Origin of the sequence: Pseudomonas sp. G.S.17 (genome assembly GCF_038096165.1) — a bacterium.
Lineage (GTDB): Bacteria > Pseudomonadota > Gammaproteobacteria > Pseudomonadales > Pseudomonadaceae > Aquipseudomonas.
Genome location: NZ_CP151076.1, coordinates 1,781,704 through 1,800,207 on the forward strand (window position 1 = coordinate 1,781,704; position 18,504 = coordinate 1,800,207).

The 18,504-nt window shown below is 59.4% G+C and carries 16 protein-coding genes and 1 riboswitch; of the genes, 15 read left to right on the forward strand and 1 reads right to left on the reverse strand.

From position 1 onward, the window contains the following. Window positions 1-201: 201 nt before the first annotated feature. From AABC73_RS08140 to astE, 13 genes are all read left to right on the forward strand, one after another. Window positions 202-978 (forward strand): ABC transporter substrate-binding protein, encoded by a 777-nt coding sequence (locus tag AABC73_RS08140; RefSeq protein WP_331153062.1) that lies wholly within the window; start codon window positions 202-204, stop codon window positions 976-978. 84 nt (window positions 979-1,062) lie between these two features. Then, on the forward strand, window positions 1,063-1,752 hold the full coding sequence (locus AABC73_RS08145) for an ABC transporter permease (protein WP_020290538.1): 690 nt from the start codon (window positions 1,063-1,065) through the stop codon (window positions 1,750-1,752). After that, on the forward strand, window positions 1,749-2,447 hold the full coding sequence (locus tag AABC73_RS08150) for an ABC transporter permease (RefSeq protein WP_341523153.1): 699 nt from the start codon (window positions 1,749-1,751) through the stop codon (window positions 2,445-2,447). Before AABC73_RS08145 ends, AABC73_RS08150 begins: the two co-directional genes overlap by 4 nt. Window position 2,448: 1 nt before the next feature. Then, window positions 2,449-3,561, forward strand: coding sequence for a succinylglutamate desuccinylase/aspartoacylase family protein (locus AABC73_RS08155; protein ID WP_341523154.1), 1,113 nt, complete (start codon window positions 2,449-2,451; stop codon window positions 3,559-3,561). Window positions 3,562-3,583: 22 nt separating this feature from the next. After that, window positions 3,584-4,348, forward strand: coding sequence for an ATP-binding cassette domain-containing protein (locus tag AABC73_RS08160; protein ID WP_341523155.1), 765 nt, complete (start codon window positions 3,584-3,586; stop codon window positions 4,346-4,348). 158 nt (window positions 4,349-4,506) lie between these two features. Continuing rightward, on the forward strand, window positions 4,507-5,487 hold the full coding sequence (gene argR, locus AABC73_RS08165; protein ID WP_331153065.1) for a transcriptional regulator ArgR: 981 nt from the start codon (window positions 4,507-4,509) through the stop codon (window positions 5,485-5,487). Window positions 5,488-5,809: 322 nt separating this feature from the next. Further along, window positions 5,810-7,030: an aspartate aminotransferase family protein gene (locus tag AABC73_RS08170; protein ID WP_341523156.1), complete on the forward strand. Its 1,221-nt coding sequence runs from the start codon at window positions 5,810-5,812 to the stop codon at window positions 7,028-7,030. Window positions 7,031-7,179: 149 nt separating this feature from the next. Next, window positions 7,180-8,211 carry an arginine/ornithine succinyltransferase subunit alpha gene (gene aruF, locus AABC73_RS08175; protein ID WP_331153067.1) on the forward strand — a complete coding sequence of 344 codons (1,032 nt, stop codon included), beginning with the start codon at window positions 7,180-7,182 and terminating at the stop codon, window positions 8,209-8,211. Window positions 8,212-8,288: 77 nt separating this feature from the next. After that, on the forward strand, window positions 8,289-9,314 hold the full coding sequence (gene astA, locus AABC73_RS08180) for an arginine N-succinyltransferase (RefSeq protein WP_341523157.1): 1,026 nt from the start codon (window positions 8,289-8,291) through the stop codon (window positions 9,312-9,314). Next, on the forward strand, window positions 9,311-10,780 hold the full coding sequence (gene astD / locus AABC73_RS08185; RefSeq protein ID WP_341524193.1) for a succinylglutamate-semialdehyde dehydrogenase: 1,470 nt from the start codon (window positions 9,311-9,313) through the stop codon (window positions 10,778-10,780). Before astA ends, astD begins: the two co-directional genes overlap by 4 nt. A gap of 46 nt (window positions 10,781-10,826) precedes the next feature. After that, window positions 10,827-12,173, forward strand: coding sequence for an N-succinylarginine dihydrolase (gene astB / locus AABC73_RS08190; RefSeq protein ID WP_341523158.1), 1,347 nt, complete (start codon window positions 10,827-10,829; stop codon window positions 12,171-12,173). A 66-nt stretch (window positions 12,174-12,239) separates the two neighbouring features. Next, entirely contained in the window at window positions 12,240-12,530 is a 291-nt protein-coding gene (locus tag AABC73_RS08195; protein ID WP_020290528.1) for a hypothetical protein, read from the forward strand. A 12-nt stretch (window positions 12,531-12,542) separates the two neighbouring features. Continuing rightward, complete coding sequence (gene astE / locus AABC73_RS08200; RefSeq protein ID WP_341523159.1) at window positions 12,543-13,550, forward strand: succinylglutamate desuccinylase; 1,008 nt, start codon at window positions 12,543-12,545, stop codon at window positions 13,548-13,550. Window positions 13,551-13,721: 171 nt separating this feature from the next. Here astE and AABC73_RS08205 read toward each other — a convergent pair whose 3' ends face one another. After that, entirely contained in the window at window positions 13,722-14,234 is a 513-nt protein-coding gene (locus tag AABC73_RS08205) for a 6,7-dimethyl-8-ribityllumazine synthase (RefSeq protein WP_341523160.1), read from the reverse strand. Between the two features lie 128 nt (window positions 14,235-14,362). Further along, a riboswitch (FMN riboswitch) is annotated at window positions 14,363-14,518 on the reverse strand. A gap of 196 nt (window positions 14,519-14,714) precedes the next feature. On the opposite strand from AABC73_RS08205, the gene ltaE reads away from it, so the two are divergent. Both ltaE and alaS read left to right on the forward strand, forming a co-directional pair. Then, the gene (gene ltaE, locus AABC73_RS08210; RefSeq protein ID WP_341523161.1) at window positions 14,715-15,719 is read left to right on the forward strand and encodes a low-specificity L-threonine aldolase; all 1,005 of its coding nucleotides are present in this window, start codon (window positions 14,715-14,717) and stop codon (window positions 15,717-15,719) included. Between the two features lie 144 nt (window positions 15,720-15,863). Further along, entirely contained in the window at window positions 15,864-18,488 is a 2,625-nt protein-coding gene (gene alaS, locus AABC73_RS08215) for an alanine--tRNA ligase (RefSeq protein WP_341523162.1), read from the forward strand. The last annotated feature ends 16 nt before the right edge of the window (window positions 18,489-18,504 follow it).

An 18,504-nucleotide genomic window follows, 5' to 3' on the forward strand; every position in this document is an offset into this window, starting at 1 on the left:
TTTTCGGTGCTTCTGTAACTAGTTGTCGCATTGAAGAAATATCGACTTCGAGCGTGTCGTTAAAATGCCGATCACTCGCCCAAGGTTTGCGGGCCGGATTCCGGCCTCGCCTGGCAGGCGTCATAGTCTTCAATCATCTCTCCGCATTTTGGGCTCTAGCTCACTCTGCCATTTGTCGTGTTTACCGACGGAGTCCTAAGAATGAAAAAGCTCATGCTTCTTGGTGCACTGGCGCTGTCTGTGCTGGCGCAGCCAACGTTTGCTGACGAAAAACCGCTGAAAATCGGCATTGAAGCTGCTTACCCTCCCTTTGCCTCCAAGGCTCCGGATGGCAGCATCGTTGGTTTCGACTACGACATCGGCAACGCCCTGTGTGCCGAGATGAAGGTCAAGTGTACTTGGGTCGAGCAGGAATTCGACGGCCTGATCCCAGCGCTCAAAGTGCGCAAGATCGACGCGATCCTGTCTTCAATGTCCATCACTGAAGACCGCAAGAAGTCCGTGGATTTCACCGGTCGCTACTACAGCACTCAGGCGCGCCTGGTGATGAAGGACGGCACCACGATCAGCGACAGCCTTGCTGAACTCAAGGGCAAGAAAATCGGCGTGCAGCGCGGTTCGATCCATGACCGTTTCGCCAAGGAAAAACTCGAGCCGCTGGGCGCCGAGATCAAATCCTACGCTTCGCAGAACGAAATCTACCTGGACATCCAGGCCGGTCGTCTTGATGGCACCGTAGCTGACGCAACCCTGCTGCAAGACGGCTTCCTGAAAACCGACGCAGGCAAGGGCTACGCTTTCGTTGGCCCGGCGTTCACTGACGCTGCGTACTTTGGCGACGGTATCGGTATTGCCGTGCGTAAAGGCGACAAGGCCAATCTGGACAAGATCAACGCTGCCATCACTGCAATTCGCGCCAATGGCGAGTACAAGAAAATCCAGGACAAGTACTTCGATTTCGACGTTTACGGCAAGTAATTCGTCCGAAGCTACCCCTTGAAATGGCGCAAGCAACGGTCGTTCTTGCGCCATTTTCATACCCATCCGTGAGGACCGCACATCATGTTGAAAGGCTACGGGGCTGTCATCCTCGAAGGTGCATGGCTGACGCTGCAACTGGCCTTGTCGTCGATGGCGCTGGCCATTGTTCTCGGCTTGATTGGCGTGGCGCTGCGTCTGTCGCCGGTGCGACAACTTGCAGTGTTGGGTGATCTGTACTCCACGGTAATCCGCGGGATTCCCGATCTGGTGCTGATTCTGCTGATTTTCTACGGCGGTCAAAGTGTGCTCAACGCCGTCGCGCCGATGGTCGGCTATGACGACTACATCGAGCTCAGCCCATTGGCTGCGGGGATCGGCACGCTGGGTTTCATCTTCGGCGCCTACCTCTCGGAAACCTTTCGCGGTGCCTTCATGGCGATTCCCAAAGGTCAGTCCGAAGCCGGCATGGCGTACGGGATGAGCCGCTTCAACGTATTTTTCCGAATATTGGTGCCGCAGATGATTCGCCTGGCGATTCCGGGCTTCACCAATAACTGGCTGGTGCTGACCAAGGCCACCGCGCTGATTTCCGTGGTCGGCTTGCAGGACATGATGTTCAAGGCCAAACAGGCGGCCGACGCGACCCGCGAGCCGTTTACCTTTTTCCTCGCCGTGGCCGCGATGTATCTGGTGATCACCAGTGTTTCGCTGCTGATTCTGCGCTTCATCGAAAAACGCTACTCGGTAGGCGTAAGGGCGGCTGACCTATGAGCTTCGACTACACCGTGGTCTGGGATAGCCTGCCGATGTATTTCAGCGGCATGCTGATCACCCTGAAATTGCTGGCGATTTCCCTGTTTTTCGGCCTGCTGACTGCCTTGCCGCTGGGTTTGATGCGCGTCTCGAAAAACCGCTGGGTCAACATGCCGGCATGGCTGTTCACCTACGTGATTCGCGGCACACCGATGCTCGTGCAGCTGTTTCTCATCTATTACGGACTGGCGCAATTTGCGGTGGTGCGGGAGAGCTTTCTCTGGCCGCTGCTATCCAGCGCGACCTTCTGCGCGTGCCTGGCCTTCGCGGTCAATACCAGCGCCTATACCGCCGAGATCATTGCCGGCAGCCTGAAAGCCACGCCCGCCGGTGAAATCGAAGCCGCTCGCGCCATGGGCATGTCCAAGGCCAAGCTGTATCGACGAATTCTGCTGCCCTCGGCCCTGCGTCGTGCGCTGCCGCAATACAGCAATGAAGTGATCATGATGCTGCAGACCACCAGTCTGGCGTCCATTGTCACGCTGCTCGACATTACCGGCGCGGCCCGCTCGGTCAACGCCCAGTATTATTTGCCTTTCGAGGCGTTCATTACCGCAGGCGTGTTCTACCTGTGCCTGACATTCATTCTGGTGCGACTGTTCAAGCTGGCTGAACGCCGCTGGCTGGGCTACCTCGCGCCCCGGAAGGCCTGACATGCAAAGAACCGATCATGTATTGCCGTGGAGCACTCTCGGCACCGAACGCCAGCTGAGCGTGTTTCGTTTTGGCAGCGGCGAGCGCAAGGCCTACATTCAGGCCAGTCTGCACGCCGACGAACTGCCGGGTATGCGCAGCGCCTGGGAGCTGAAAAAGCGTCTGCTGGAACTGGAAGAGCAGGGCGCGCTGAAGGGTGTCATTGAGCTTGTGCCGGTGGCCAATCCAATCGGCCTCGGGCAACTGCTGCAAGGCGCCCATCAAGGACGTTTCGAATTCGGCAGCGGCAAGAATTTCAACCGTGACTTCGCCGAATTGAGCGAGCCGGTGGCCGAGTTGCTTGAAGGCCAGTTGGGCGACGACCCGCACAGCAATGTGCAGTTGATCCGCCAGGCCATGGCCACTGCGCTGGAAAACCTGCCTGCGGCGCAGAGCGAATTGCACGGTTTGCAGCGCTTGTTGCTCAGTCATGCCTGCACCGCCGATGTGGTGCTCGATCTGCATTGCGACGCTGACGCCGCGCTTCACCTCTATGCCTTGCCGCAGCATTGGCCGCAATGGCGTTCGCTGACGGCGCATCTGGACGTTCGGGTGGCGTTGCTGGCCGAAGATTCAGGCGGCAGTTCGTTCGATGAGGCCTGCTCGTTGCCTTGGTTGCGTCTGTCGCGGATTTTTCCGGACGCGCAGATTCCCCTGGCGTGTCTGGCGACCACCATCGAATTGGGCGGTCAGGCGGATACTGGCAAGCCGCAAGCCGAGGCCCATGCCGCAGGCATCCTCGCGTTTCTCGCCGAGCAAGGCTTTATCAGCGGCGACTGGCCACAACCGGCCCATGAAGCCTGCGAAGGCATGCCGTTCGAAGGCACCGAATTGTTGTTTGCGCCGCATCCCGGCGTGGTGACGTTCCTGCGTTCGGCCGGTGACTGGGTTGACGTCGGTGATCCTCTGTTCGAAGTCATCGATCCGCTGTCCGACCAGGTCAGCACCGTCTGCACCAATACTGCTGGCGTGTTGTTCGCCATCGAGCGGCTGCGTTACGCACAACCGGGTTTCTGGCTGGCCAAAGTGGCGGGGCGCACGGCGCGCCGTCATGGCCGTCTGCTCAACGACTGACTGTTTTGTGAGAACCGAAAGCATGAACAAACTGGAAGTCCAGGATCTGCACAAACGCTATGGCAGCCACGAGGTGCTCAAGGGTGTATCCCTGACCGCCAAGGCCGGGGATGTGATCAGCATCATCGGCTCCAGTGGTTCTGGCAAAAGCACCTTCTTGCGCTGCATCAACCTGCTGGAGCAGCCCCACGCCGGCAAAATCCTGCTCAACAACGAAGAGCTGAAGCTGGTCGCCAACAAAGACGGCAGCCTCAAGGCCGCGGACCCGAAACAGCTGCAACGCATGCGCTCGCGGTTATCCATGGTGTTTCAGCATTTCAATCTGTGGTCGCACATGACCGCGATGGAAAACATCATTGAAGCGCCGATCCATGTGCTGGGCCTTTCGAAGAAAGAAGCACTGGAAAAAGCCGAGCATTATCTGGCCAAGGTCGGCGTCGCGCATCGCAAGCACGCTTATCCGGGGCATATGTCCGGCGGCGAACAGCAGCGGGTGGCGATCGCCCGGGCGCTGGCGATGGAGCCGGAAGTCATGCTCTTCGATGAGCCCACTTCAGCCCTCGATCCAGAGCTGGTTGGCGATGTGCTCAAGGTCATGCAGGCCCTGGCGCTGGAAGGCCGGACGATGGTGGTGGTGACGCACGAAATGGGCTTTGCCCGGGAAGTTTCCAATCAACTGATCTTCCTGCACAAAGGCATGGTCGAGGAGTGCGGCGATCCACGGGAAGTGCTGGTCAATCCGCAATCCGAGCGCCTGCAGCAATTTCTGTCCGGTAGCCTCAAGTAACGAATGGCGTCGTTTTCTCGATGCCTTTAACAACAGAACCGGTCATGCTGCGCGCCAGACTGACCGTTCAAGATTCAAAGTGAGCCGTTTTCCGTGCTCTAACCTTGCAGGCTGTTCACTCAGTTTGTTCAACAGCGATACGTTCCGGACTGCACGCCATGACTGCCCATCGAATCGGTTTTCTCATCTGGCCCAGCACCAAAGCCTTGACTCTGGCGCTGGCCGAGGAAGCCTTGCGTGTGGCGCAGCGCGTCCATCCCGAAGTGCTCTATGAGTTGACCTTCCTGCAAGCGGAAGCGCCGACCGAAGGCGCCTGGCAATTGCCCGGCGAACCCTGGGTCGGTCGCCTCGACGGACTGCAAAAGCTGTTTCTGCTGGCAGACGAGCCGCCGGCGCCGATGCCCCAGGCACTGAGCAGTGCGGTCAAGCAACTGGTGCGTTCCGGTTGTGTCATCGGCGGCTTGTCGGCGGGGGTTTATCCGCTGGCGCAATTGGGTTTGCTGGATGGATATCGCGCTGCCGTGCACTGGCGCTGGCAGGATGATTTCAGCGAGCGGTTTCCTAAAGTCATCGCCACCAGCCACTTGTTCGACTGGGATCGAGATCGCCTGACAGCTTGCGGCGGCATGTCGGTGCTTGATCTGCTGCTGGCGGTATTGGCTCGTGATCATGGTGCGGAGCTGGCCGGTGCGGTTTCCGAAGAACTGGTCGTCGAGCGGATTCGTGAAGGCGGCGAGCGCCAGCGCATCCCGTTGCAGAATCGTCTGGGTTCCAGCCACCCCAAGCTGACCCAGGCTGTGCTGCTGATGGAAGCCAATATCGAAGAGCCGCTGACCACAGATGAAATCGCCCAGCACGTATGCGTCTCCCGCCGCCAGCTGGAGCGCATTTTCAAGCAGTATCTGAATCGGGTTCCGAGCCAGTACTACCTGGAGCTGCGCCTCAACAAGGCTCGACAGATGCTGATGCAGACCAGCAAGTCGATCATCCAGATCGGCCTGTCCTGCGGTTTCTCCTCCGGTCCGCATTTCTCCAGCGCGTATCGCAACTTCTTCGGCGCCACGCCCCGGGAAGACCGCAACCAGCGCCGCAGCAGCAGCCCGTTCGAATTGTCCTCGGTGCCTGCCGAGCGCGGGTAAGGCGTAAGCTTGTTGGAGCGAGGCTTGCCCGCGAAGAACGATGATGCGTTCTTCCTGACCACCGCGGCGATTGGTTCGCGGGCAAGCCACGCTCCAACAGATCCCCGTAGAAATCAAAGCATCTGTATCTGCAATTCCATTGGGTCAACGTTTAAACTGCGCCTTTGCGAACCTATATGTCGCATTGCCGAAAGCCACCGAAATTCTCGGTTTTGTGCTGTAACAAGTTGTCGCCTGGCGACAAGGCCGAATGGAAATCAGTCCTTACAATCCCCCCATCGCTCGCCAGTTTCAGGCAGGCGTTCCTCTTCAGGAGACTCCGATGTCCGTTGAGCAAGCTGCGGTGAACCGCGCCGACTTTGACCAGGTAATGGTCCCCAATTACGCTCCAGCCGGCTTTATTCCCGTGCGCGGCGCGGGTTCCCGCGTCTGGGACCAATCGGGCCGTGAGCTGGTCGATTTCTCCGGCGGGATCGCCGTCAACGTATTGGGCCACTGCCATCCGGCGCTGGTCGGTGCCTTGACCGAGCAGGGCAATCAGCTTTGGCACGTTTCCAACGTCTTCACCAACGAGCCGGCGCTGCGCCTGGCGAAGAAGCTGGTAGACGCCACCTTCGCCGAGCGCGTGTTCTTCTGTAACTCCGGTGCCGAAGCCAACGAAGCCGCCTTCAAGCTGGCGCGTCGGGTTTCCCACGATTTGTATGGCCCGGAAAAGTACGAAATCGTTGCCGCCCTCAACAGCTTCCACGGTCGTACGCTGTTCACGGTCAGTGTCGGTGGTCAGCCCAAGTATTCCGACGGTTTTGGTCCAAAGATCACTGGCATCAGCCATATCCCGTACAACGACCTGGATGCATTGAAAGCTGCCGTTACCGACAAAACCTGCGCAGTGGTTCTGGAGCCGATCCAGGGTGAAGGCGGCGTGATGCCGGCTGACCTGGAATTCCTGCAAGGCGCCCGTCAGCTGTGCGACGAGCACAATGCGCTGCTGGTTTTCGACGAAGTGCAGAGCGGCATGGGCCGTAGCGGCCATCTGTTCGCCTACATGCATTACGGCGTGATCCCGGACATTCTTTCCAGCGCCAAGAGCCTCGGCGGCGGTTTCCCGATGGCGGCCATGCTGACCACGGAAAAACTCGCCAAGCACCTCTCGGTCGGCGTCCACGGCACGACTTATGGTGGCAACCCGCTGGCCTGCGCGGTCGGCAATGCGGTAATGGACGTTGTCCATACTCAGGAAGTACGCGACGGCGTCAAAGCCAGGCACGAGAAATTCAAGGCGCGTCTTGAGCAGATCGGCGAGAAATACGGCGTGTTCAGCCAAGTGCGCGGCCTGGGTCTGCTGATCGGTTGCGTATTGACCGACGCGTGGAAGGGCAAGGCCAAGGATTTCTTCAATGCCGCCGAGCATGAAGGCGTCATGGTGCTGCAGGCCGGTCCCGATGTGATGCGTTTCGCGCCAAGCCTGGTGATTGAAGATGCCGACATCGACGAAGGGCTGGACCGCTTCGAGCGTGCCGTCGCCAAACTGACGCAAGCCTGATAACGGCTGCAGTAGCGCAACACTCCCCGACGTTCGCCCCTTGAGCGGGCGTCGGGCATTTTTCTGGTGCCGTGTGGACTGCAATTCACAGGGCGCTTTTTTTCTGTGCCGGAAGTGTCCGGCCGTTTTTTCTGGTAAGGAGTGGCACCATGCTCGTGATGCGCCCCGCGCAAATGGCTGATCTGGCGGAGGTTCAACGCCTCGCCGCCGACAGCCCGATCGGTGTCACGTCCCTGCCCGACGATGCTGGCCGTCTCAGCGACAAGATCAGCGCTTCAGAAGCGTCGTTCTCCGCCGAAGTCAGTTTCAACGGTGAAGAAAGTTACTTCTTCGTCCTCGAAGACAGCGAAACCGGGCGTCTGGTCGGCTGCTCGGGCATTGTCGCCTCGGCGGGCTATTCCGAACCCTTCTACAGCTTTCGCAACGAGACCTTCGTTCACGCTTCCCGCGAACTGAAGATCCACAACAAGATTCACGTGCTTTCCCAATGCCATGACCTTACCGGCAACAGCTTGCTGACCAGCTTCTACGTGGTTCCGGAACTGGTGGGCAGCGCATGGTCGGAGCTTAATTCCCGTGGCCGGCTGTTGTTCGTCGCCAGCCATCCGGAGCGTTTTGCCGATTCGGTGGTGACCGAGATCGTCGGCTACAGCGATGAAAACGGTGACTCGCCTTTCTGGGACGCCATCGGCCGTAACTTTTTCGACCTGAACTACGCCGCCGCCGAGCGTCTTTGTGGCCTGAAAAGCCGGACCTTCCTCGCCGAGCTGATGCCGCATTATCCGATCTACGTGCCGCTGTTGCCGGACGCCGCCCAGGAAGCCATGGGTCAGGTGCATCCACGGGCGCAAATCACCTTCGACATCCTGATGCGTGAAGGCTTCGAGACCGATCATTACATCGATATCTTCGACGGCGGGCCCACCCTGCATGCACGAGTCTCGGGGATTCGCTCCATTGCCCAGAGCCGACTGGTTCCAGTCAAGGTCGATCAGAACAAGTCCACTGACGCGGGCACTGGCGGCCGGCTGTATCTGGTGGCAAACGGCCTGTTGCAGGATTACCGCGCCGTCTTGCTGGAACTGGACTGGGCGCCCGGAAAACCGGTGTTGTTGAGTCTGGAAGCCGCCGAAGCCCTGGGCGTCGGTGAAGGCGCCAGCGTGCGCATCGTGGCGGTCTGAGACAGCCGATTGATTCTGGATTGCAGGTTTAGCGAGTTTCGCGGGCTCCTTCGGGGAATCCGCGCTGAGGAGATAGCATGATCGTTCGTCCCGTAAGCAGCAGTGACCTGCCGGCGCTGATCGAGTTGGCGCGCAGCACAGGCGCCGGCCTGACGACCTTGCCCGCCAATGAAGAACGCCTGGCGCATCGGGTCGGCTGGGCGGAAAAAACCTTCCGTGGCGAAGCCGAACGCGGTGATGCCGATTACCTGTTCGTGCTCGAAGACGACGACGGGCGGGTCGTGGGCATTTCGGCGATTGCCGGTGCGGTCGGCCTGCGTGAGCCCTGGTACAACTATCGGGTCGGCCTGACGGTCAGCGCTTCCCAGGAACTGAATATTTATCGGGAAATCCCGACCTTGTTCCTGGCCAATGACCTCACCGGCAACTCCGAACTCTGTTCGCTGTTTTTGCGCGCTGATTCGCGTACCGGCCTCAATGGCCGCTTGCTGGCCAAGGCCCGCATGCTGTTCATCGCCGAATTCCCGCAGCTGTTTGGCAAGAAGATCATTGCCGAGATGCGGGGCATGTCTGACGAAGAAGGTCACTCGCCTTTCTGGGAGAGTCTGGGTCGGCACTTCTTCAAGATGGAATTCAGCCAGGCCGATTACCTGACCGGCGTGGGCAACAAGGCGTTCATCGCCGAACTGATGCCCAAGTTCCCGCTGTACACCTGCTTCCTCTCTGAAGACGCGCGCAACATTATTGGCCGCGTACACGCCGATACCGAACCGGCGCTGGCCATGCTCAAGAGCGAAGGCTTCAGCTATCAGGGTTACGTCGATATCTTCGATGCCGGTCCGGCCATTGAGTGCGAGACCGCGAAAATCCGCGCCGTGCACGACAGTCAGGCGCTGGTGCTGGCGATTGGCACTCCGGGTGATGACGCGACGCCATTTCTTATCCACAACCGCAAACGTGAAGGCTGTCGTATCACCGCCGCTGCAGCGCGTCTGGCTGCTGGCACATTGGTGGTCGACCCGATGACGGCGAAGCGCCTGCGCCTCAGTGCCGGGGATCAAGTCCGCGCCGTGCCGTTGTCCGCAGCCCGGGAGGCAATCTGATGAGCACACTGTATATCGCTGGCGCCTGGCAGCCAGGGCAGGGCGAAGCATTCGAATCTCTCAATCCGGTGACGCAGCAGGTGTTGTGGTCCGGGCAAGGTGCGTCGGCCGCGCAGGTGGACGTCGCGGTGCGCGCAGCACGTCAGGCCTTTCCGGCCTGGGCCAGCCGTTCGCTGGACGAGCGCATCAGCGTGCTGGAAGCGTTCGCCGCCAGCCTGAAAAACAACGCCGACGCCTTGGCCCAGTGCATTGGCGAAGAAACCGGCAAGCCGCTTTGGGAATCCGCGACCGAAGTGACCAGCATGGTCAACAAGATCGCGATTTCCGTGCAGAGCTACCGTGAGCGGACCGGCGAGAAGAGCGGCCCGTTGGGCGACGCCACTGCCGTGTTGCGCCACAAACCCCACGGCGTGGTCGCCGTATTCGGACCTTACAATTTCCCAGGGCACCTGCCCAACGGCCATATCGTTCCGGCCTTGCTGGCGGGCAACAGCGTGCTGTTCAAACCCAGCGAGCTGACCCCGAAAGTCGCCGAGTTGACCGTCAAATGCTGGATCGAAGCCGGTTTGCCTGCGGGCGTGCTGAATCTGCTACAAGGCGGCCGTGAAACCGGTATTGCGCTGGCAGCCAATTCCGGCATCGACGGTTTGTTCTTCACCGGCTCCAGCCGCACCGGCAACGCACTGCATCAACAATTTGCCGGGCGCCCGGACAAGATTCTGGCCCTGGAAATGGGTGGCAATAACCCGCTGGTGGTAGATCAGGTCGCCGATGTCGAAGCGGCGGTGTACACCGTTATCCAGTCGGCATTCATTTCGGCCGGCCAGCGCTGCACCTGCGCCCGTCGCCTGCTGGTGCCGCAAGGCAAGTGGGGCGATGCCTTCATCGAGCGCCTGGTTGACGTCACGCGCACGATTGAAGTCGGCGCCTTCGACCAACAGCCCGCGCCGTTCATGGGTTCGGTAATTTCCCTGCACGCCGCCCAGGCATTGCTGGCCGCGCAGGAGCAACTGCTGGCCAATGGCGCTGTTGCCTTGCTGGAAATGACTCAGCCGCAGAGTTCGGCAGCCTTGCTGACACCGGGGATTCTTGAAGTCACCGAGGTCAGTGATCGTCTTGACGAGGAGTTGTTCGGGCCATTGCTGCAAGTCAGCCGCTACGCGGATTTCGACGCGGCCATCGCCGAAGCCAACGACACCCAATACGGTCTGGCCGCAGGTTTATTGTCCGATTCGGAAACCCGTTACCAGCAGTTCTGGCTGCAAAGCCGGGCTGGCATCGTCAACTGGAACAAACAATTGACCGGCGCAGCGAGCAGCGCGCCGTTTGGCGGCGTCGGCGCCTCGGGTAATCATCGTGCCAGCGCCTATTACGCGGCCGATTATTGCGCCTATCCGGTGGCCTCGCTGGAAAGCAGCAGCCTGACCTTGCCTGCAACCCTGACGCCGGGCGTGCGGCTTTCCTGATGTACCGACCTGACGCCTATAAAAAAAGATCCACGGAGCCGTGCCGATGAAATCCTGTGAAGTCAATTTTGACGGCCTTGTCGGGCCGACCCACAACTACGGTGGACTGTCCTACGGCAACGTCGCCTCCCAGAGCAACAGCCAGCAGTCCTCGAACCCGCGTGAAGCGGCGTTGCAGGGCCTGGCGAAAATGAAAGCGCTGATGGAGATGGGCTTTACCCAAGGTGTACTGGCCCCGCAGGAACGCCCTGATGTTGGTGGCCTGCGCAAGCTGGGTTTCAGCGGCAGCGATGCGCAAGTGATCGAGCAGGCCGCGAAGCAGGCCATGCCCTTGCTGGTTGCCAGCTGCTCCGCATCGAGCATGTGGGTCGCCAATGCCGCAACGGTCAGCCCGAGCGCCGACACGGCCGATGGCCGCGTGCATTTCACGGCCGCCAACCTCAACTGCAAATATCACCGCAGCATCGAACACCCCACGACGAGCCGCGTACTTGGGGCGATGTTCGCCAATCAGCAACACTTTGCCCATCACGCAGCGCTGCCTGCGGTTGCGCAATTTGGCGACGAAGGTGCGGCCAACCACACCCGTCTGTGCCGCGATTATGGCGAAGCCGGGGTCGAGTTCTTTGTGTTCGGCCGCAGCGCGTTCGACACCCGTTATCCCGCACCGCAGAAATACCCGGCCCGACAAACGCTGGAAGCCTCGCAAGCCGTGGCGCGTCTGCATGGTTTGAGCGACAGCGGAGTCGTCTATGGCCAGCAGAATCCATCGGTCATCGATCAGGGTGTGTTCCATAACGATGTGATCGCAGTCGGCAATGGCGAAGTGCTGTTCTATCACGAGGATGCGTTCATCCACACCGAGAGCATGCTCGCCGAGTTGCAGGAAAAGCTCGCTGCGTGCGGTGGCCAGCTGCGCGCGATTTGCGTGCCCCGCGCCGAAGTGACGGTCGAGGATGCAGTGCGCTCCTATCTATTTAACAGCCAGCTTCTCTCCCGCGCCGACGGCTCGATGCTGCTGATCGTGCCGGAAGAGTGTCGCGGCAACGAGCGTGTCTGGCGTTATCTGCAAGGCCTGATCGCCGGTGCGAACCCGGTGGCAGAGGTGAAAGTCTTCGATCTCAAGCAAAGTATGCAGAACGGCGGCGGCCCGGCATGCCTGCGTTTGCGCGTCGCGCTTAACGAAACCGAGCTGGCGGCGGTCAATCCAGGGGTTATCATGACGGCGCCGTTGTACGCCACGCTGACGGAGTGGGTCGATAAGCATTATCGCGATCGCATGCGCGAAACCGATCTGGCTGATCCGCAACTGTTGCTTGAATGCCGCGCGGCACTGGATGAATTGACCCAGATCCTTAAACTGGGCTCGGTCTATCCTTTCCAACGTGTTTGATCCCGAGGCGCGTCTGATGCAAGGCATCGGGCGCCGGTTTTTTCCTCTCTATAAGAGATTTCGATTATGAGCGACACCCTGCAGTTGATCCTTGAAGACACCGATGGCACCCAGCTGGAAACTTCCTGCACCCGCGTCGCTGTCATGTGGCAGGGCAAGGAATTGTGGATCCAGCACGATGGCCGCGGCCAGTTGCTGATCGGCGTTGACGTCGAGGAAGGCGATGCCGAATACGCCAACCTGTTGCTGCGTCCATTGGCCACCAATCTGGTCAGCCTGCAACTGGAAATGGAGCCGGCTGAGGTTGGCGACGACGAAGAACACGTCCACGGTCCGGACTGCAATCACGATCACTAAGGAACACCGCCAATGCTCGCCCTCGGCAAACTGCTTGAACTGACCCTGGCTGGACGTGAACCAGCGGAAAAGACTCAAACGACTGTCGGCGGCGTGCGCTTGCGCTGGCTGAGCGAAGGGGCGCTGGAAGTTCGTCCGCCGCAGGATCTGGATAACGGCACTGACCTGTTGTTATCCGCCGGTATCCACGGCAATGAAACCGCGCCCATCGAGCTGCTGGACGAACTGATCCACAGCATTGCGCGCAATGAGCTCAAGCCGCGCGCACGAATTCTTTTTCTGTTTGGCAATCCCGAAGCGATTCGTCGCGGCGAGCGTTACGTCGAACAGGACGTCAACCGGTTGTTCAACGGCCGTCACGAACTCAGTGGTGGGCCGGAAGCGCTGCGTGCCTGTGAGCTGGAGCGTTTGGCCGATACCTTTTTCAGCCTGCCGGACCGCTATCGCCTGCATTACGACCTGCACACCGCGATTCGTGGCTCGAAGATCGAGCAATTCGCGTTGTACCCGTGGAAAGAAGGTCGCCAGCATTCCCGTCGTGAACTGGCGCGGCTGCGCGCAGCGGGCATGGAAGCGGTGCTGTTGCAGAACAAGCCGTCCATCGTGTTCAGCTCGTATACCTACGACAAGCTGGGTGCCGAGTCTTTCACGCTGGAACTGGGCAAAGCCCGGCCATTCGGTCAGAACCAGCAGGTCAATATCAGGCCTTTGCACGCAAGGCTGGTGCGGATCATCGATGGCAGCGAAACCGTGGACGAAGAAAGTCTGGAGGGTTTGCAGCTGTTCAGCGTGGCGCGGGAAATCATCAAGCACAGCGATGCGTTCCGGCTGCATTTGCCGGTCGACGTGGAAAACTTTTCCGAACTGGATAAAGGCTACGTGCTGGCCGAAGATCTGGCCGATTCACGCTGGATCGTCGAGGAGGAGGGCGCCCGCATCATTTTCCCCAATCCCAAGGTCAAGAACGGCCTGCGTGCGGGGATATTGATCGTGCCAACGACGGCTGATGGGTTGGTTTGAACGTAGCAATCTCTGCGTCGCGTGACTAACACCACTCCCGTTGGAGCGAGCGGGCGGCGTTCCGACTTGCCCGCGAATCGGCCGTAGGAGCGACTCGAGTCGCGAAGGCTTCAATTGCCCTCCCGGCTAAAGCCGGTCCTACAGCAAGCCTCGCCTACAGAATTTCGCTGTTTAGCCTGCTGCCTTCTGCAAGGTCAGAGCGCGACGCAGGTCGCGCAGCTTGTTCAGCGTATCAGCGCAGGTTTGTGCTGCTTCCTTGCCTTTCACGACGAAATGATTGAAGAAGAAATTCTGGTGCTCATCGCCAGCGTGGAAGTTGTGCGGTGTCAGCACCACCGAGAAAACGGGAACCTGGGTCTCCAACTGTACTTGCATCAAGGCGCTGATGACTGATTGAGCAACGAACTCATGACGATACAGGCCGCCATCCACTACCAGGCCCGCCGCGACAATGCCCGCGTAACGACCGCTATTGGCCAGCAACTTGGCGTGCAAGGGAATCTCAAACGCACCGCCGACTTCGAAGAAATCGATGTCGGCTTCGGTGTAGCCATGAGTGGCCATTTCAGCGACAAAGCCAATTCGGCTCTGATCGACAATATCTTTGTGCCAGCAGGCCTGGATAAACGCGATACGTTCGTTCGAATGGTTTTTGCTTTTGCTGTCGATTGCGGTGGGTTGCATGTGTTCTGTCTCCTGTTTGTGAAAAAAACAGGGCGCTTTGGATCGAAAGGGATTCAAGGGGTACGAACACACTTCGCCAGAACGATTGAGTTCATGGCATTGCTGTACGGACGGTCCTTTGCTGCCAATCCCGTTCTCTCTTCATCCGGACTATGACCGTCGGCCCCGGAATCCAACCGGGTCTGCTGACCTTGCACCGCTTTGGCAGTGCAAGCGCTCGCGGGCTAAACGCATTGCGCGTCATTACCGCCGGTGGGGAATCGCACCCCGCCCTGAGAACGTTTTGCCGACAGCAATAGTTTGTCGGCGGGGAGTTTTTATCACAGATCTGCGGATTGTGCATAAACGCTTTAGTCGGGTAGTCCTGCGTTTTTCTTATAACGAATTGATACATTGGCCCTGCGCCGCCTTGATTATCTCGCTCGATGGCCTTAGTAATACCTTGTTTCAAACCCCGAATTCGTTCCCAAGGAGCTTTACGTGACGGTCATCGATCTGCGCAGCGACACAGTTACTCAGCCAACCACCGGCATGCTGGCCGCCATGGCGCAAGCACCGTTGGGTGACGATGTGTATGGCGAAGATCCGAGCGTCAACACGCTGGAAGCGCGGCTTGCCGAAGAGCTGGGCTTTGCCGCAGCGCTGTTTGTGCCCTCCGGCACCATGAGCAATCTGCTGGGATTGATGGCGCATTGCGAGCGCGGCGATGAATACATCGTGGGCCAGCAAGCTCACACCTATAAGTACGAAGGCGGCGGTGCAGCGGTGCTGGGTTCCATTCAGCCTCAGCCGCTTGAGGTACAGGCCGATGGCTCGCTGGATCTGGGCCAAGTGCTGGCGACCATCAAACCGGATGATTTTCACTTCGCCCGCACGCGTTTGCTGGCATTGGAAAACACCATGCAAGGCAAGGTGTTGTCGCTGGCTTATCTGGCAGCCGCGCGCAAGCTGGCGCAGGAACAAGGACTTGCGCTGCATCTCGATGGCGCGCGTCTTTACAATGCAGCCGTCAAGCTGGGCGTAGGTGCGCAGGAAATCACCCAGCATTTCGATTCGGTTTCAGTGTGTCTGTCCAAAGGCCTCGGCGCGCCCGTCGGCTCGGTGCTGTGCGGCTCGCGGGAATTGATCGGCAAGGCGCGCCGCCTGCGCAAGATGGTCGGTGGCGGCATGCGTCAGGCCGGAATGCTCGCGGCGGCGGGGATGTATGCGCTGGATAATCAGGTCGAGCGTCTGGCGGATGACCATGCCAATGCCGAGTTGCTGGCCCAGGGCCTGGCTGATCTTGGTTATCAGGTGGAGCCGGTGCAGACCAATATGGTTTATGTGCAGATTGATAATCGGTCCGAGTCGCTGAAGACGTTCTGCGCCGAGCATGGCATCCGGCTGAGCGCCGCACCGCGCCTGCGTATGGTCACGCACCTGAATGTTTCCCGTAGCCAGATCGAACAAGTCATCGCCACGTTCGCCGAGTTTGCTCGTACTTGAGGTGCCGATAGTCCAGTAGCTTGTTTCTATCGAACAAACACGCTGTACCGACGACGCAACGCCTATATAATGCGGCCCTTTGCCGTCGCTACGTCAATTGACGTTTTGCACTTGCCTCTGGCCGCAGTCTCCGTGGAAGAACCTATGAAAAGCGCAGAAATCCGTGAAGCCTTCCTGGGCTTCTTCGAAGAGCAGGGCCACACCCGTGTTGCCTCCAGCTCTTTGATCCCGGGCAATGACCCAACCCTGCTGTTCACTAACGCGGGTATGAACCAGTTCAAGGATTGCTTCCTGGGCCAGGAAAAACGGGCCTATACCCGTGCAGTAAGCAGCCAGAAGTGCGTGCGCGCCGGTGGTAAGCACAATGACCTGGACAACGTCGGTTATACCGCGCGTCACCACACTTTTTTCGAAATGCTCGGCAACTTCAGTTTTGGCGATTATTTCAAGCGTGACGCGATCACCTACGCCTGGACGTTCCTGACCTCGGACAAATGGCTGAACCTGCCCAAGGAAAAACTCTGGGTCACGGTCTATGCCACCGATGATGAAGCCTACGATATCTGGACCAAGGAAATCGGCGTGCCTGCCGAGCGCATGGTCCGTATCGGCGACAACAAAGGCGCGCCATACGCTTCGGACAACTTCTGGACCATGGGCGATACCGGCCCGTGCGGCCCATGCACCGAGATTTTCTTTGACCACGGCGCCGACATCTGGGGCGGCCCACCAGGCTCGCCGGAAGAAGACGGCGACCGTTACATCGAAATCTGGAACAACGTGTTCATGCAGTTCAACCGCACCGCCGATGGCGTGTTGCACCCGTTGCCAGCGCCGTCGGTGGATACCGGCATGGGCCTGGAACGAGTCAGCGCCGTTTTGCAGCACGTGAACTCGAACTACGAGATCGACCTGTTCCAGAGCCTGCTGAGCGCTGCGGCCAAGGCCATCGGCTGCACCAATGACAACCAGGCTTCGCTGAAAGTCGTGGCTGACCACATTCGTTCCTGCAGTTTCCTGATCGCCGATGGCGTGCTGCCGTCCAGCGAAGGTCGCGGCTACGTGCTGCGTCGCATCATTCGTCGCGCCTGCCGTCACGGCAACAAGCTTGGCGCCAAGGGCAGCTTCTTCTATCAGATCGTTGCCGCGCTGGTTGCCGAGATGGGCACTGCCTTCCCGGAACTGACCCAGCAGCAAGCGCACATTGAACGTGTGCTCAAGGCGGAAGAAGAGCAATTCGCCAAGACCCTTGAGCAGGGCCTGAAAATCCTCGAACAGGATCTGACTGAGCTGAAAGGCACAGTGGTTCCCGGTGACGTGGTGTTCAAGCTCTACGACACCTACGGTTTTCCGATGGACCTGACCGGCGACATCGCTCGCGAACGCAACCTGACCCTCGACGAGGAAGGCTTCGAGCGCGAGATGGATGCCCAGCGCGTGCGCGCCCGTTCGGCCAGTTCGTTCGGCATGGACTACAACAGCCTGGTCAAGGTTGACGTGGCGACCAACTTCATCGGCTACAAAGCCACCCGCAGTGATGCCAACGTTGTTGCTCTTTATAAGGACGGCAAGGCGGTTGAACAGTTGGGCGAAGGTGAAGAGGGCGTTGTGATCCTCGATACCACGCCTTTCTATGCCGAGTCCGGCGGTCAGATCGGCGATTGCGGTTTCATTCAGGCGGGCGACGTGCGTTTCGATGTGCGTGACACCACCAAGACCGGTGGTGCGTTCCTGCATCACGGCGTCGTGGCGGCTGGCAGCCTGAAGGTTGGCGTTGCAGTGAATGCCGAAGTGGAGGCCGACGTTCGTCATGCCACTTCGCTGAACCACTCGGCGACGCACTTGCTGCACGCCGCATTGCGTCAGGTGCTGGGCGAGCATGTGACCCAGAAGGGTTCCCTGGTCAACAGTCAGCGTCTGCGTTTCGACTTCAGTCACTTTGAAGCAATCAAGCCGGAGCAATTGAAAGCCCTGGAAGAAATCGTCAACGAGCAGGTGCGCAAGAACACCGCTGTCGAGACGATTGAAACCGATATCGAGACCGCCAGGCAGAAAGGCGCCATGGCGCTGTTTGGCGAGAAGTACGGCGATAGCGTGCGGGTCCTGAGCATGGGCGGCGATTTCTCCGTCGAGCTGTGCGGTGGCATTCACGCCGACCGCACCGGCGACATTGCTGTATTCAAGATCATCAGCGAAGGCGGCGTTGCTGCCGGCATACGGCGTATCGAAGCGGTGACCGGCGCTGCGGCCCTGGCCTACCTTAATTCGGCCGAAGATCAACTCAAGGAAGCTGCGACCCTGATCAAGGGCAATCGTGACAACCTGCTGGACAAGCTCGCGGCTGTGCTCGAGCGCAATCGTCTGCTGGAAAAACAGCTGGAACAATTGCAGGCCAAGGCGGCCAGCGCTGCGGGTGACGATCTGTCGTCTGCCGCACTGGATGTCAAAGGTGTGAAAGTACTGGCCGTGCGCCTGGACGGTCAGGATGGCAAGGCGCTGCTGGCGCTTGTCGATCAGTTGAAGAACAAGCTCGGCCGCGCAGTGATCCTGCTCGGCGGGGTTCATGAAGATAAGGTCGTACTGGTTGCAGGCGTGACCAAGGACCTGACTGGCCAACTCAAAGCCGGTGATTTGATGAAGCAAGCGGCCGCCGCCGTGGGTGGTAAAGGTGGCGGTCGTCCTGATATGGCTCAAGGCGGCGGCGTCGATGCGAGCGCGCTGGATGCAGCGCTGGCGCTGACGGTTCCTTTTGTCGAGCAGGGTATTTAAGTCGACCTTCCAGGCC